The sequence below is a fragment of the Mycolicibacterium arcueilense genome, from assembly GCF_058536225.1.
Window position 1 is genome coordinate 82,586 of the sequence record NZ_JBZTYL010000007.1, and the last position, 14,326, is coordinate 96,911.

Sequence of the window (14,326 nt, forward strand, 5' to 3'; positions counted from 1 at the left end):
GGAGTTACGTGCTAGACGTCAACTTCTTCGATGAACTCCGCATCGGCCTCGCCACCGCGGACGACATCCGTAACTGGTCCTTCGGCGAGGTCAAGAAGCCGGAGACCATCAACTACCGCACGCTGAAGCCTGAGAAGGACGGCCTGTTCTGCGAGAAGATCTTCGGACCGACTCGCGACTGGGAGTGCTACTGCGGTAAGTACAAGCGCGTCCGGTTCAAGGGCATCATCTGTGAGCGCTGCGGCGTCGAGGTGACCCGTGCCAAGGTGCGTCGTGAGCGGATGGGCCACATCGAGCTGGCCGCACCCGTCACGCACATCTGGTACTTCAAGGGTGTTCCGTCCCGGTTGGGCTACCTGCTCGACCTGGCCCCGAAGGATCTGGAAAAGATCATCTACTTCGCGGCCTACGTGATCACCGCCGTCGACGACGAGATGCGCCACAACGAGCTGTCCACGCTCGAGGCCGAGATGGCCGTCGAGCGCAAGGCCGTCGAGGATCAGCGCGACGCCGACCTGGAGGCTCGGGCCCAGAAGCTCGAGGCCGACCTGGCCGAGCTCGAGGCCGAGGGTGCCAAGTCCGACGTGCGCCGCAAGGTGCGCGACGGCGGCGAGCGTGAGATGCGTCAGCTCCGCGACCGGGCCCAGCGTGAGCTGGACCGGCTCGACGAGATCTGGACCACCTTCACCAAGCTGGCCCCCAAACAGCTCATCGTGGACGAGGTTCTGTACCGCGAGCTGCAGGACCGCTACGGCGAGTACTTCACCGGCGCCATGGGCGCGGAGTCGATCAAGAAGCTCATCGAGACCTTCGACATCGAGGCCGAGGCCGAGTCGCTGCGCGACACGATCAAGAACGGCAAGGGCCAGAAGAAGCTGCGCGCCCTCAAGCGTCTGAAGGTTGTCGCGGCCTTCCAGCAGTCGGGTAACTCCCCGCTGGGCATGGTGCTCGACGCGGTGCCGGTGATCCCGCCGGAGCTGCGTCCGATGGTTCAGCTCGACGGTGGCCGTTTCGCCACCTCCGACCTGAACGACCTGTACCGCCGCGTGATCAACCGCAACAACCGGCTCAAGCGACTGATCGACCTCGGCGCGCCCGAGATCATCGTCAACAACGAGAAGCGCATGCTTCAGGAGTCGGTCGACGCGCTGTTCGACAACGGCCGTCGTGGCCGGCCGGTCACCGGCCCGGGCAACCGTCCGCTCAAGTCGCTGTCCGATCTGCTCAAGGGCAAGCAGGGCCGCTTCCGTCAGAACCTGCTCGGTAAGCGTGTCGACTACTCGGGCCGTTCGGTCATCGTGGTCGGTCCGCAGCTCAAGCTGCACCAGTGCGGTCTGCCCAAGCTGATGGCCCTGGAGCTGTTCAAGCCGTTCGTGATGAAGCGTCTGGTCGACCTGAACCACGCGCAGAACATCAAGAGCGCCAAGCGCATGGTGGAACGTCAGCGTCCCCAGGTGTGGGATGTCCTCGAAGAGGTCATCGCCGAGCACCCGGTGCTGCTGAACCGTGCACCTACGCTGCACCGCCTGGGTATCCAGGCCTTCGAGCCGCAGCTGGTGGAAGGCAAGGCCATCCAGCTGCACCCGCTGGTGTGTGAGGCGTTCAACGCCGACTTCGACGGTGACCAGATGGCCGTGCACCTGCCGCTGTCGGCAGAGGCGCAGGCCGAGGCACGCATCCTGATGCTGTCCTCGAACAACATCCTGTCCCCGGCGTCGGGTAAGCCGCTGGCCATGCCGCGTCTGGACATGGTGACCGGTCTGTACTTCCTGACCACCGAGGTCGCCGGCGACGCCGGCGAGTACGTGGCCGCTGCCAAGGATCGTGCGGAGCAGGGCGTGTACAGCTCGCCCGCCGAGGCGATCATGGCGTTGGACCGCGGTGCTCTGTCGGTGCGCGCCAAGATCAAGGTGCGGTTGACGCAGCAGCGTCCGCCGGCCGCCGTCGAGGCCGAGCTGTTCGAGAATGGCTGGAAGCCGGGCGACGCCTGGACCGCGGAGACCACGCTGGGCCGGGTGCTCTTCAACGAGCTGCTGCCCAAGGGCTACCCGTTCGTCAACGAGCAGATGCACAAGAAGGTCCAGGCCCGGATCATCAACGATCTGGCCGAGCGCTTCCCGATGATCGTGGTGGCGCAGACCGTCGACAAGCTCAAGGACGCCGGCTTCCACTGGGCCACCCGTTCGGGTGTCACGGTCTCGATGGCCGACGTTCTGGTGCCGCCGCAGAAGCAGGAGATCCTGGAGCGGCACGAGGCCGAGGCCGAGGCGATCGAGCGCAAGTACCAGCGCGGCGCGCTGAACCACAACGAGCGCAACGAGTCGTTGGTCAAGATCTGGCAGGACGCCACCGAAGAGGTCGGTAAGGCGATGGAGGAGTACTACCCGGCCGACAACCCGATCATCACGATCGTGAAGTCCGGCGCCACGGGTAACCTCACCCAGACCCGCACCCTGGCCGGCATGAAGGGTCTGGTGACCAACCCGAAGGGTGAGTTCATCCCTCGCCCGATCAAGTCCTCGTTCCGTGAGGGCCTGACGGTGTTGGAGTACTTCATCAACACCCACGGTGCTCGTAAGGGTCTGGCCGACACCGCTCTACGTACCGCCGACTCGGGTTACCTGACCCGTCGTCTGGTGGACGTGTCGCAGGACGTCATCGTCCGCGAGACCGATTGCGAGACCGAGCGCGGCATCGTCGTCACGCTGGCCGAGCGCGGTCCCGATGGTTCGCTGATCCGCGATGCGCACGTCGAGACCTCGGCGTTCGCCCGCACCCTGGCCACCGATGCAGTCGATGACAAGGGCAACGTCGTCATCGAGCGCGGCCATGACCTGGGTGACCCGGCCATCGACGCGCTGCTGGCTGCCGGTGTCGCCCAGGTGAAGGTCCGCTCCGTGCTGACCTGTGCCTCGGCCTCCGGTGTGTGTGCCAAGTGCTACGGCCGCTCGATGGCCACCGGCAAGCTGGTCGACATCGGCGAGGCCGTCGGTATCGTCGCCGCCCAGTCCATCGGTGAGCCCGGTACCCAGCTGACCATGCGTACCTTCCACCAAGGTGGTGTTACCGGTGGCGCCGACATCGTCGGTGGTCTGCCTCGCGTGCAGGAGCTGTTCGAGGCCCGTATTCCGCGGAACAAGGCGCCCATCGCCGACGTCGCGGGCCGGGTCCGGCTGGAGGAGAGCGACAAGTTCTTCAAGATCACCATCGTTCCCGACGATGGCGGCGAGGAAGTTGTCTACGAGAAGCTCTCCAAGCGTCAGCGCCTGCGTGTGCTCACCCACGAGGACGGCTCCGAAGGCGTGCTGTCCGACGGTGACCACGTCGAGGTCGGCGACCAGCTGATGGAAGGCTCCGCGGATCCGCACGAGGTGCTGCGCGTCCAGGGCCCCCGCGAGGTGCAGATCCACCTCGTCAAGGAGGTCCAGGAGGTCTACCGGGCCCAGGGCGTGTCGATCCACGACAAGCACATCGAGGTCATCGTCCGGCAGATGCTGCGTCGCGTCACGATCATCGATTCGGGTGCGACGGAGTTCCTGCCCGGTTCGCTGACCGAGCGTGCCGAGTTCGAGACCGCGAACCGTCGCGTCGTGGCCGAGGGCGGCGAGCCCGCAGCCGGACGTCCGGTGCTGATGGGTATCACCAAGGCATCGCTGGCCACGGATTCGTGGCTGTCGGCGGCGTCGTTCCAGGAGACCACTCGCGTGCTTACCGATGCGGCGATCAACTGCCGTAGCGACAAGCTGCAGGGTCTGAAGGAGAACGTGATCATCGGTAAGTTGATCCCGGCCGGTACCGGTATCGCCCGTTACCGCGACATCCAGGTGCAGCCGACCGAAGAGGCCCGCGCTGCGGCGTACACGATCCCGTCCTACGAGGATCAGTACTACAGCCCGGACTTCGGTGCGGCCACCGGTGCTGCGGTGCCGCTGGACGATTACGGATACAGCGACTATCGGTAAGGCCGACCGCTAGTTGTCAGTACGAGAAGGGCCCCCGCTTTCGAGCGGGGGCCTTTTTCGTGCGCCGACCGCTGCGAGTGGCCACTTGTCGCACGTGCACGGGCATCTCTGGTGCAATAGGTGGCCACTCGGCGGAGGAAGTGTGTGTCTGGGTGGCCGCCTAGACTTGGCGACGTGCTCATCGGCTCGCATGTAGACAACACCGACCCATTGGCCGCGGCCGCCGCAGACGGCGCCGACGTGGTGCAGTTCTTCCTCGGCAACCCGCAGAGCTGGAAGAAGCCCAAGCCCCGTGAGGACGCCGAGGTACTCAAGGCCTCGACGGTGCCGCTGTACGTGCACGCCCCGTACCTGATCAACGTGGCCTCGGCCAACAACCGGGTGCGGATCCCGTCCCGCAAGATCCTGCAGGACACGTGCGACGCCGCCGCCGAGATCGGCGCGACCGCGGTGATCGTGCACGGCGGCCACGCTGATGACAACGACATGGACGCCGGGTTCGAGCGCTGGGTCAAGGCCCTCGACGCGCTGAACACCGATGTGCCGGTGTACCTGGAGAACACCGCCGGCGGGGATCACGCCATGGCGCGGCATTTCGACACGATCAGCCGGTTGTGGGATCGCGTCGGGGACAAAGGAATTGGCTTCTGTCTCGACACCTGCCATGCGTGGGCGGCGGGGGAGGCGTTGATCGACGCGGTAGACCGGATCAAGGCCATCACCGGACGCATCGACCTCGTGCACTGCAATGATTCGCGCGATGCAGCCGGTTCGGGTGCTGACCGTCACGCCAATTTCGGTGCCGGGCAGATCGATCCGCAGTTGCTGGCGGCAGTGGTCAAGGCCGCCGATGCGCCCGTGATCTGTGAGACCGCAGCAGAGGGACGCAAGGACGACATCGCATTTCTCCGCGAGCACGCCGGCTGACACGTTCGGCGACCTGAACCGTTTTCAACGGCACCGTGACGCAATGGTGAACTAACGTCACCTCTGTGACCGCGGTAGATGATTCGGTGACCGAAGAAGCTCCCGCGCAATGGGGTGCTGCCACCCGTGCCAGTCGGCTGCGCATTCTGCGGTACTGCGCGATCACGGCGTGGGCGGCTGTCGTCATCTACCGCACCGTCACCGACGGCTTCGCCTTCAACCGTGAACTGTTGCTGCTCTACATCGCGACCGGCCTGCTGGCCGCGAGTATCGGGCAGGGGCGACGGATGCTCTACGTCATCCGCGACTGGCTGCCATTCGCGCTGGTACTGGCCGCTTATGACCTGAGCCGCGGGGCGGCCACGCTGGTCGGCCGGCCGACGTTGTGGCACTGGCAGGTCGACGCGGATCGGTGGATGTTCTTCGGCACGGTGCCCACCGTGTGGCTACAGGAGCGGCTGAAAATGCTCCACCCGCCGTGGTGGGAAGTCGTGATCAGCACGGTCTACATGTCGTTCTTCATCCTTCCCTACGTGGTGGCGGGTGTGCTGTGGCTGCGTGACCGCGAGGAGTGGAAGCGGTTCGTGCGGTTGTTCGTCGGACTGTCGTTTGCGGCGTTGGTCATCTATGCGCTGTTGCCTGCCGCGCCGCCGTGGGCCGCGGCGAGATGCAGCGCCGACGACGTCGACGGCGGCCCGTCGGGTCCCGGGTGCATGTTCCGATCGGCGCGCGAAGCCGTCGACGGAGGATTGCTCGGCGCCATGCAGGGCAGTCAGGACGGCGCGCACGACTGGATCGAACGGATCGTCACCCGCGGTTGGGGCAAGCTCCACCTGCACACCGCGACGGCATTGATCGACCAGGGCCAGGCCAGCGTGAACCTCGTCGCTGCCATCCCGTCGCTGCACGCCGGCCTGACCGCGGCGGTAGCGGTGTTCCTGTGGAACCGGGTCAACCGCGGATGGCGGCCGTTGTTGGTGGCGTATCCGCTGGTCATGGCCTTCACGCTCGTCTACACCGCCGAGCACTACGTGGTCGACATCCTGCTCGGCTGGACCCTGGCGGCCGTGGTGTTGTTGGCGCTCAATCGGTACGAGGCGCGGCGGGCTGCACGGTCGGCGGAGTGCGATCAACAACCCCGCGACAACGAGGACGTACCGACCGTCGTCGGAGAACTCGACCCGGCCTGATCCGCGGACCAGGGGCGCTCGGCCGGGGTGGCCGTTTTGTCACGCCAGTTCTGTCGCGCCAGTTCTGTCACGCCAGGCGTGGCCGTCGACCTCGAGCGCCACGCTGGAGTGACGCGTTCCGGCCCGGCACGTCGGCCCAATCGTCGAGCGTCACGCTGGGGTGACACCCGGAGTCAGGAGCCACTCCAGCGTGACAACGGGCGATCGGCCGGGGCGTGCCGGGGCGGTCGGCCGGGGCGGACGGGGCGTGCCGCCGTCCTATTACAACTATTGTGCAGTTGTCGAGAATTTGTAACACTGGGTGCATGGCTGATACGCATGTCGTCACCAATCAGGTCCCCACGCTGGAGGACTACAACCCCGCCACCTCACCGGTGCTCGCCGAGGCCCTCATCCGCGAAGGCGGGGAGTGGGGCATCGACGAGGTCCACGAACTGGGTGCGATCAACGGAAGCGTCCAGGCGCAGCGCTGGGGTGAGCTCGCCGACCGCAACCAGCCGGTGCTGCACACCCACGACCGCTACGGCAACCGGATCGACGAGGTCGAATACGACCCGGCCTATCACGAGCTGATGAACGTGGCCGTCACTCACGGTCTGCACGGCGCCCCGTGGGCCGATGAGCGTGAGGGCTCGCACGTGGTGCGCGCCGCCAAGACTTCGGTGTGGACGGTCGAACCGGGGCACATGTGCCCGATCTCGATGACCTACGCCGTCGTGCCCGCCCTGCGGTTCAACCCCGAGCTGGCCGCCATCTACGAGCCGCTGCTGACCAGCCGGGTGTACGACCCCGAGCTGAAGCTCGCGACGACGAAAGCCGGTATCACCGCGGGCATGTCGATGACCGAGAAGCAGGGCGGTTCCGACGTTCGCGCGGGCACCACCGAGGCCACCCCGAACGGTGACGGTACCTACTCGCTGCGCGGGCACAAATGGTTCACCTCGGCCCCGATGGGGGACATCTTCCTCGTGCTCGCGCAGGCGCCGGGCGGCCTGAGCTGCTTCTTCCTGCCGCGAATCCTGCCCGACGGCAGCCGCAACCGGATGTTCCTGCAGCGGCTCAAGGACAAGCTCGGCAATCACGCCAACGCCTCGAGTGAGGTCGAGTACGACGGCGCCACCGCCTGGCTGGTGGGCGAGGAAGGCCGCGGCGTGCCGACCATCATCGAGATGGTCAACCTCACCCGTTTGGACTGCACCCTCGGCAGTGCCACGAGCATGCGCACCGGCCTGAGCCGGGCCGTCCACCACGCCCAGCACCGAAAGGCGTTCGGCGCCTACCTGATCGATCAGCCGTTGATGCGCAACGTCCTTGCGGACCTGGCGGTCGAGGCCGAGGCGGCGACCATGCTGGCGATGCGGATGGCCGGCGCCACCGACAAGGCGGTCCGAGGTGATGAGCGTGAAGCGCTGCTGCGCCGCATCGGCCTGGCGGCAGGCAAGTACTGGGTGTGCAAGCGGGCCACCCCGCACGCCGGCGAGGCGATGGAGTGCCTCGGCGGAAACGGTTATGTCGAGGAATCCGGTATGCCGCGGCTTTACCGCGAGGCCCCGCTGATGGGCATCTGGGAAGGCTCGGGCAACGTCAGCGCGCTGGACACGTTGCGCGCCATGGCAACCCGGCCGGAGAGTGTCGCCGTGCTCTTCGACGAACTGTCCAAGACCGCCGGGCAGGACCCGCGCCTGGACCGCCACGTCACCGCACTGCAGAACGATTTGGCCGACCTCGAGACCATCCAGTACCGGGGCCGCAAGGTCGCCGAGGACATCTCACTGGCATTGCAGGGCGCGCTGCTGGTGCGGCACGGACACCCCGCGGTGGCCGAGGCTTTCCTGGCCAGCCGCCTCGGCGGGCAGTGGGGTCAGGCCTTCGGCACGCTGCCGACCGGACTCGACCTTGCACCGATCCTTGAGCGGGCGCTGGTCAAGGGATGAGCGTCGAGACGCTCAAGACGATGACCTACGAGGTCACCGACCGAATCGCCCGAATCACGTTCAACCGCCCCGAAAAGGGCAACTCGATCGTCGCCGACACCCCGCTGGAACTGCAGACGCTGGTCGAGCGGGCTGACCTCGACCCGAGCGTCCACGTCATCCTGGTCTCGGGCCGCGGCGAGGGTTTCTGCGCCGGGTTCGACCTGTCGGCCTACGCCGATGGAACCGGCGAGGCCGGAGGCGGCCGTTACGACGGGACCGTGCTGTCCGGGAGAACGCAGGCCATCAATCACCTCCCGGACCAACCCTGGGACCCGATGGTGGACTACCAGATGATGAGCCGGTTCGTGCGCGGCTTCTCCAGCCTGATGCATGCCGACAAGCCGACCGTGGTCAAGATCCACGGCTACTGCGTGGCCGGCGGCACCGACATCGCGCTGCACGCCGACCAGGTGATCACCGCCGCCGACGCCAAGATCGGCTACCCGCCCATGCGGGTGTGGGGTGTTCCGGCCGCCGGCCTGTGGGCGCACCGGCTGGGGGATCAACGCGCCAAACGCCTTCTGTTCACCGGGGATTGCATCACCGGCGCGCAGGCCGCCGACTGGGGTCTGGCCGTCGAGGCCCCCGAGCCGGAGGACCTCGATGAGCGCACCGAACGTCTCGTCGCACGCATCGCCGCGATGCCCGTCAACCAGCTCATCATGGCCAAGCTGGCCTGCAACTCCGCCTTGCTGCAGCAGGGCGTTACCACCAGTCGAATGGTGAGTACGGTGTTCGACGGCATCGCCCGGCACACTCCCGAAGGACACGCCTTCGTGGCCGACGCCGTTGAACACGGCTTCCGTGAAGCCGTGCGCCACCGCGACGAGCCGATGGGTGACTACGGGCGCAGGTCTTCCGGGGTCTGAGATGCCCGCGCTCAAACGGATGACGGCTCGCTCGGTGGTGCTGAGCGTGCTGCTCGGCGCGCATCCGGCCTGGGCGAGTGCCGCCGAGCTGATCAGGCTGACAGCCGATTTCGACATCAAAGAGCCGACGCTGCGGGTGGCGCTGACGCGCATGGTCAGTGCCGGTGACCTGGTTCGCTCCGAGGACGGCTACCGGCTGTCGGACCGGCTGCTGACCCGTCAGCGCCGCCAGGACGACGCGATCGATCCGCGGTTGCGTGAGTATGGCGGTCAATGGCTGACGCTGGTCATCACCAGCGTCGGTACCGATGCCCGCACCCGCGCCGCGCTGAGGAACACCTTGCAGCAGTATCGGTTCGGCGAACTGCGCGAGGGCGTGTGGATGCGCCCGGACAATCTCGACCAGGCGTTGCCACCGGAGATCACCGACCGGGTGCGGGTCCTGCACACTCGGGACGACGATCCGGCCGGTCTGGCCGCTGCGCTGTGGGATCTTCCCGGCTGGCGGCACACCGGCGAGCAGTTGTTGGGCGAGATGGCCGCCGCGGCCGACGTTCCAGGACGGTTCGTCGCGGCGGCGGGCATCGTGCGTCACCTGCTCTCGGACCCCGTGCTGCCCGACGAACTGCTGCCGGGCAGTTGGCCGGGTACTGAATTACGTAAGGCCTACAACGACTTCGCTGCCGAACTCGTTGATCGGCGCGATCAGAACGAACTCATGGAGGCGACGTGACCGAAGCTGTCCGGGTCGAACGCAACGGGGCGGTGACCACGGTCATCATCGACCGGCCGCACGCACGAAACGCGGTCGACGGCCCCACCGCCGCGGCACTGTTCGAGGCATTCGAGCAGTTCGATGCCGACGGCGACGCGGCGGTCGCGGTGTTGACGGGTGCCGGTGGAACGTTCTGTGCCGGCGCAGATCTCAAGGCCTTCGGTACCCCGCAGATGAATCAGCTGCACCGCACCGGCCCTGGGCCGATGGGGCCGAGCCGGATGGTGTTGTCCAAGCCGGTGATCGCGGCGATCAGCGGCCACGCCGTGGCCGGCGGATTGGAGCTGGCCCTGTGGTGTGACCTGCGCGTGGTCGACGAGGATGCGGTGATGGGCGTGTTCTGCCGTCGCTGGGGCGTGCCGCTGATCGACGGCGGGACGGTGCGGCTGCCCCGGTTGATCGGTCAGAGCCGCGCCATGGACCTGATCCTGACCGGACGCGCTGTCGATGCCGCCGAGGCCCACGCGATCGGCCTGGCCAACCGGGTGGTGCCGACCGGGCAGGCCCGAGCGGCGGCCGAGGAGCTCGCTGCCGAGCTGTCCCGGCTCCCACAGCAATGTCTGCGGGCCGACCGTCTCTCGGCACTGCATCAGTGGGGCGAATCCGAGCAGACGGCAATGGAATTCGAATTCGCCAGCATCGAGCGGGTCGCGAGTGAGGCAGCCGAGGGTGCCGGCCGGTTCGCCGGGGGAGCCGGCCGGCACGGCGCCAGCGCGAGCTAGCCCTTGTTGACCTTGTTGTTGCTGCCGGTGTTGGTGACCTTCGGGTCGCCCGCTGCGTAGCTGACCGTGTTGTTGAGCCCGATGATGGTGAGCCCCTTGTCGATCCGCTCGAAGGTGATCTTGTTGTCGGAACCGCCGATGTTCACGTTCGCGCAGGTGCCCTTGACGGTCAGCGTGTTGTTGGTGCCACCCACCGTGAGGGATTTGCCGTCGGCGCAGTCGATGTCGGTCGTGGTGCCGACCGACATGTAGTTGATGGTGTTGCCGACCTCGACGTTGACCCCGGACTCTCCCGCAGTGGCGCTGGGGGTGGCGGTGTCCGAGCTTTCGGATCCACAGGCCGCCAGGGTGAGCGCGGCCGCGGCGGCGCCGACCGCGAGGACCAGCCGGGTGTGGGGGAAACGGGTGAGCACGGGTCTGCCTCTGCTTTCTTCCTCGGGCTTCGTCAGGCGGGGACGCGGCTGATCTGGTTGACCATTGCCAGTTCTCGGCCGCGGTCGACGATAATCGGGTCGCCGTTCTTGAAGAACACCGTCTGGTCCCAGCCGTACACGGTGATGTCGTTGATGACGTTGTCGGCGACGATCACGTTGGACGTGCCCTGAACGGTGATCGCCCAGCAGGTGCCCAAGGCGTTGACCCGGTTGTTGGATCCGTTGACGAGCAGCGTGGCGTTGTTGCAGTCAATCGTCTGTTCGAGGCTCTGGCCGGTGACGGTGGTGTCACCGTTCTTGGCTGCGGCGCCGGGCGCGCCGACGGTGAGCGCCAGCGGCAATGCGACCAGTCCAGCCATCACTGTCCGGCCCACAGCTGTCCAATTCACGATGAGTTCCCCTTCCGATGCGCTGCGAGAAGAGTACGTTGCGCTGTCGCGGTGACGGCAGGTGTTCGTCAGTTTGACGGGCGGTTGCCGACAGGTCGCGTGCGGTGTCGGTGCTGGGTACCGTGTTCAGCAATGCGTCGGTGTGTTGTTCATGCTGCTGCCGTGGCAGTCACAGCCGTGGTGACCGTCGCGGGGTGTTCGCACACCATCGACGGGGCTGCCCAGCGCGCGTCGGCCGATACCGCCGATCCTGATCGCAGTTTCGGCTACGTCGACGACCGGTGCGGCCTGTTGGTCGACAGCACGGTTCAGGAGATCCTTGCCGCCGACAATGTGGTGCGCCCGTACAGCGGCGCGGTGTGCCAGTACGTGTTGTCGCGTAAAACCGGCGGGACGCCGAACGCCGGCGGGCCGGCAATGCTCGACGTGATCTTCTCCTGGTTCGAGCAAGGGTCCCTGGATCGGGAGCGGGCGGTGGCCCGCAGCCGCGATGCCGAGATCACCGACACCGTGGTGGAGCGGCATCAGGCATTCCTCGCCCGCCGCGATGTCACCGGGGCGGCCTGCTCGGCGACCGCCTCGGCCGGGTCGGGCGTCATCAGTTGGTGGGTGCAGTTCCGTCGGGCGGGCAGTGCCGGACCGGTTGCCAAGGGCGACCCCTGCCAGGACGCCAAGAAGCTGCTCTCGGCCACCCTGCAATCGGAACTCTGACCCGTGGCGCATCGCTGCCTCGCCGTGAGGTGTCTGGCCGGCTTCGCAGCCGCAGTGGCGTTGCTGACCGCGTGCGGGCCGACGGACACGTCGCCGGCTCCCGGGCCTGCGGCTCCCGGCGGCGGTTTCCATGGCGCGGACTGCAACGGGGTCACCGACGCCGACATCGCCGATGCCGTCGGATCGTCGATGTTCACCAAGGCCGTGGTCAGTGACAACGGGTGCTTCTGGCAGGAGAACTCGGTACTGGGCACGTTCGGCGCCGGCATGGGGATCTCCACGTGGTGGTACCGAGGCAGCGACATGGATACCGAACGGACGCTGGAGACCCGGGCCGGACGCACGCTCACCGAGTTGTCGATCGACGGGAACAAGGGCTTCCGGGCGGCCGACGCAAATGTGTGCAGCATCTACGTGGCCAAAGGCGAAGACGTCATCACGTGGTCGATCCAGACGATGAATCCGGCCACGCTGCCCGATCTGTGTCAGGTCATCGAGAAACTCGCCCGGCTCAGTCAGGGCCGGGTCAACTGATCTGCGCTGTCTGAGGGGCTACAGTTTCACGGCGACCCCAACGGTGGGGTCGATCACATCGACTCGAAGGCAGTACCTACATGTCAGCTCGGCCGGAGCCACAGGCGGCTGGCACTCGACGTTCTCCGTCACGGCCGGCACGGACGACGAAGCTCAGCCGTGACGCGATTGTCAATGCGGCGTTGACGTTCCTGGACCGCGAGGGTTGGGACGCGCTGACCATCAATGCCCTGGCCAACCAGCTCGGCACGAAGGGCCCGTCGCTCTACAACCACGTGGACAGCCTGGACGACCTGCGACGCACGGTCCGGATGCGCGTGATCGACGACATCATCGAGATGCTCAACACCGTCGGTTCCGGCCGCACCCGTGACGATGCCGTGTCGGTGATGGCCAGTGCCTATCGCAGCTACGCCCACCACCATCCGGGTCGCTACTCGGCCTTCACCCGGATGCCGTTCGGCGGTGACGATCCGGAGTACTCGGCTGCCACCAGGAACGCGGCCGGACCGGTCATCCAGGTGCTGACGTCTTACGGGCTGGAAGGCGAGGATGCCTTCTACGCCGCACTGCAGTTCTGGTCGGCTCTGCACGGCTTCGTACTGCTGGAAATGACGGGTGTCATGGACGATATCGACACCGATGCCGTATTCACCGATATGCTGCGACGACTGGCCGCCGGTATGGGGCAGCGAGAGTCGTAGCGTCTGACCTGGGAATAGGTCGTCGTGAGCGGGTTTGGTTCGGCGAGGCCAGCCCTGGTATCGTGGTAGATCGTGCCTGGCCGGAAGACGCCTGCGGCTGAGTGTTTCGCAAGCGTGCCCGCACGCCGGGCCAATCTGCATGTCTAACACGCATCGGAATTCCACCGGTGTAAGCACGTGCGACACGCCCGGACGCGGGGTACGCGGCCGGGGGATAACTGCAGTACAGAGACTTAGAACAGTAGAGAGCAACACAGAGAAAGCCGGTACATGCCAACCATCAACCAGCTGGTCCGCAAGGGTCGCCGCGACAAGGTCGCGAAGGTCAAGACCGCGGCCCTCAAGGGCAGCCCGCAGCGCCGTGGCGTGTGCACCCGCGTGTACACCACCACCCCGAAGAAGCCGAACTCGGCGCTTCGCAAGGTCGCGCGCGTCAAGCTGACCAGTGGGGTTGAGGTCACCGCCTACATCCCCGGTGAAGGCCACAACCTGCAGGAGCACTCGATGGTGCTGGTGCGCGGCGGTCGTGTGAAGGACCTTCCGGGTGTCCGTTACAAGATCATCCGCGGGTCGCTGGACACCCAGGGCGTCAAGAACCGCAAGCAGGCCCGTAGCCGCTACGGCGCCAAGAAGGAGAAGAGCTGATGCCGCGCAAGGGTCCCGCGCCGAAGCGTCCGTTGGTCAACGATCCGGTCTACGGGTCGCAGCTGGTCACCCAGCTGGTCAACAAGGTTCTGCTGGACGGCAAGAAGTCACTGGCGGAGCGCATTGTCTACGGTGCGCTGGAGCAGGCTCGCGACAAGACCGGCACCGATCCGGTCGTCACCCTCAAGCGTGCGCTCGACAACGTCAAGCCCGCCCTCGAGGTGCGTAGCCGCCGCGTCGGTGGTGCCACCTACCAGGTTCCGGTCGAGGTTCGCCCCGATCGCTCCACCACCCTGGCTCTGCGTTGGCTGGTCAGCTTCTCCAAGGCCCGTCGTGAGAAGACCATGATCGAGCGCCTCGCCAACGAGATCCTGGATGCGAGCAACGGTCTGGGTGCAGCTGTGAAGCGCCGTGAGGACACTCACAAGATGGCCGAAGCGAACCGGGCTTTCGCGCACTACCGCTGGTGATACCCGCGCCCGGCATCC

The 14,326-nt window shown here is 66.5% G+C and carries 14 protein-coding genes; 12 read left to right on the forward strand and 2 right to left on the reverse strand.

Annotated elements, in window-relative coordinates:
- Positions 1–8: 8 nt before the first annotated feature.
- From AC4LGL_RS04495 to AC4LGL_RS04525, 7 genes are all read left to right on the forward strand, one after another.
- Entirely contained in the window at positions 9–3,962 is a 3,954-nt protein-coding gene (locus AC4LGL_RS04495) for a DNA-directed RNA polymerase subunit beta' (protein ID WP_064959285.1), read from the forward strand.
- Positions 3,963–4,136: 174 nt separating this feature from the next.
- The gene (locus tag AC4LGL_RS04500; RefSeq protein ID WP_491837816.1) at positions 4,137–4,889 is read left to right on the forward strand and encodes a deoxyribonuclease IV; all 753 of its coding nucleotides are present in this window, start codon (positions 4,137–4,139) and stop codon (positions 4,887–4,889) included.
- A 65-nt stretch (positions 4,890–4,954) separates the two neighbouring features.
- Complete coding sequence (locus AC4LGL_RS04505) at positions 4,955–6,079, forward strand: phosphatase PAP2 family protein (RefSeq protein ID WP_491837817.1); 1,125 nt, start codon at positions 4,955–4,957, stop codon at positions 6,077–6,079.
- A 305-nt stretch (positions 6,080–6,384) separates the two neighbouring features.
- A complete protein-coding gene (locus AC4LGL_RS04510) occupies positions 6,385–8,013 on the forward strand; it encodes an acyl-CoA dehydrogenase family protein (RefSeq protein WP_491837818.1) in 1,629 nt (542 codons plus the stop codon).
- On the forward strand, positions 8,010–8,924 hold the full coding sequence (locus AC4LGL_RS04515; RefSeq protein ID WP_491837819.1) for a crotonase/enoyl-CoA hydratase family protein: 915 nt from the start codon (positions 8,010–8,012) through the stop codon (positions 8,922–8,924). The genes AC4LGL_RS04510 and AC4LGL_RS04515 overlap by 4 nt, the downstream gene beginning before the upstream one ends.
- Before the next feature lies 1 nt (position 8,925).
- Positions 8,926–9,657: a PaaX family transcriptional regulator C-terminal domain-containing protein gene (locus AC4LGL_RS04520; protein ID WP_491837820.1), complete on the forward strand. Its 732-nt coding sequence runs from the start codon at positions 8,926–8,928 to the stop codon at positions 9,655–9,657.
- Positions 9,654–10,421 (forward strand): crotonase/enoyl-CoA hydratase family protein, encoded by a 768-nt coding sequence (locus AC4LGL_RS04525; protein ID WP_491837821.1) that lies wholly within the window; start codon positions 9,654–9,656, stop codon positions 10,419–10,421. Before AC4LGL_RS04520 ends, AC4LGL_RS04525 begins: the two co-directional genes overlap by 4 nt.
- Here AC4LGL_RS04525 and AC4LGL_RS04530 read toward each other — a convergent pair.
- Both AC4LGL_RS04530 and AC4LGL_RS04535 read right to left on the reverse strand, forming a co-directional pair.
- The gene (locus AC4LGL_RS04530; protein ID WP_491837822.1) at positions 10,418–10,834 is read right to left on the reverse strand and encodes a DUF3060 domain-containing protein; all 417 of its coding nucleotides are present in this window, start codon (positions 10,832–10,834) and stop codon (positions 10,418–10,420) included. The genes AC4LGL_RS04525 and AC4LGL_RS04530 overlap by 4 nt on opposite strands.
- Positions 10,835–10,866: 32 nt before the next feature.
- Entirely contained in the window at positions 10,867–11,214 is a 348-nt protein-coding gene (locus AC4LGL_RS04535) for a DUF3060 domain-containing protein (RefSeq protein WP_413784937.1), read from the reverse strand.
- Between the two features lie 162 nt (positions 11,215–11,376).
- Between AC4LGL_RS04535 and AC4LGL_RS04540 the strand changes: the two genes are divergently transcribed.
- The 5 genes from AC4LGL_RS04540 to rpsG all read left to right on the forward strand — a co-directional run bounded on the left by AC4LGL_RS04540 (position 11,377) and on the right by rpsG (position 14,308).
- Positions 11,377–11,955 carry a DUF3558 domain-containing protein gene (locus AC4LGL_RS04540; RefSeq protein WP_491837823.1) on the forward strand — a complete coding sequence of 193 codons (579 nt, stop codon included), beginning with the start codon at positions 11,377–11,379 and terminating at the stop codon, positions 11,953–11,955.
- Positions 11,956–12,009: 54 nt separating this feature from the next.
- On the forward strand, positions 12,010–12,489 hold the full coding sequence (locus AC4LGL_RS04545) for a DUF3558 domain-containing protein (protein WP_491837824.1): 480 nt from the start codon (positions 12,010–12,012) through the stop codon (positions 12,487–12,489).
- Between the two features lie 80 nt (positions 12,490–12,569).
- Positions 12,570–13,193: a TetR/AcrR family transcriptional regulator gene (locus AC4LGL_RS04550; RefSeq protein WP_055110023.1), complete on the forward strand. Its 624-nt coding sequence runs from the start codon at positions 12,570–12,572 to the stop codon at positions 13,191–13,193.
- Positions 13,194–13,463: 270 nt separating this feature from the next.
- Positions 13,464–13,838, forward strand: coding sequence for a 30S ribosomal protein S12 (gene rpsL, locus AC4LGL_RS04555; RefSeq protein ID WP_003881867.1), 375 nt, complete (start codon positions 13,464–13,466; stop codon positions 13,836–13,838).
- On the forward strand, positions 13,838–14,308 hold the full coding sequence (gene rpsG, locus AC4LGL_RS04560) for a 30S ribosomal protein S7 (protein WP_003881868.1): 471 nt from the start codon (positions 13,838–13,840) through the stop codon (positions 14,306–14,308). The genes rpsL and rpsG overlap by 1 nt, the downstream gene beginning before the upstream one ends.
- Positions 14,309–14,326: the final 18 nt, after the last annotated feature.

What these genes read in the sequence shown, in the direction of transcription:
- rpsG (WP_003881868.1), top strand. Translation starts at nt 13,838, where the DNA reads ATGCCGCGCAAGGGTCCCGCGCCGAAGCGTCCGTTGGTCAACGATCCG.
- AC4LGL_RS04515 (WP_491837819.1), top strand. Translation starts at nt 8,010, where the DNA reads ATGAGCGTCGAGACGCTCAAGACGATGACCTACGAGGTCACCGACCGA.
- AC4LGL_RS04510 (WP_491837818.1), top strand. Translation starts at nt 6,385, where the DNA reads ATGGCTGATACGCATGTCGTCACCAATCAGGTCCCCACGCTGGAGGAC.
- rpsL (WP_003881867.1), top strand. Translation starts at nt 13,464, where the DNA reads ATGCCAACCATCAACCAGCTGGTCCGCAAGGGTCGCCGCGACAAGGTC.
- AC4LGL_RS04550 (WP_055110023.1), top strand. Translation starts at nt 12,570, where the DNA reads ATGTCAGCTCGGCCGGAGCCACAGGCGGCTGGCACTCGACGTTCTCCG.
- AC4LGL_RS04540 (WP_491837823.1), top strand. Translation starts at nt 11,377, where the DNA reads ATGCGTCGGTGTGTTGTTCATGCTGCTGCCGTGGCAGTCACAGCCGTG.
- AC4LGL_RS04535 (WP_413784937.1), bottom strand. Translation starts at nt 11,214, where the DNA reads ATGGCTGGACTGGTCGCATTGCCGCTGGCGCTCACCGTCGGCGCGCCC.
- AC4LGL_RS04520 (WP_491837820.1), top strand. Translation starts at nt 8,926, where the DNA reads ATGCCCGCGCTCAAACGGATGACGGCTCGCTCGGTGGTGCTGAGCGTG.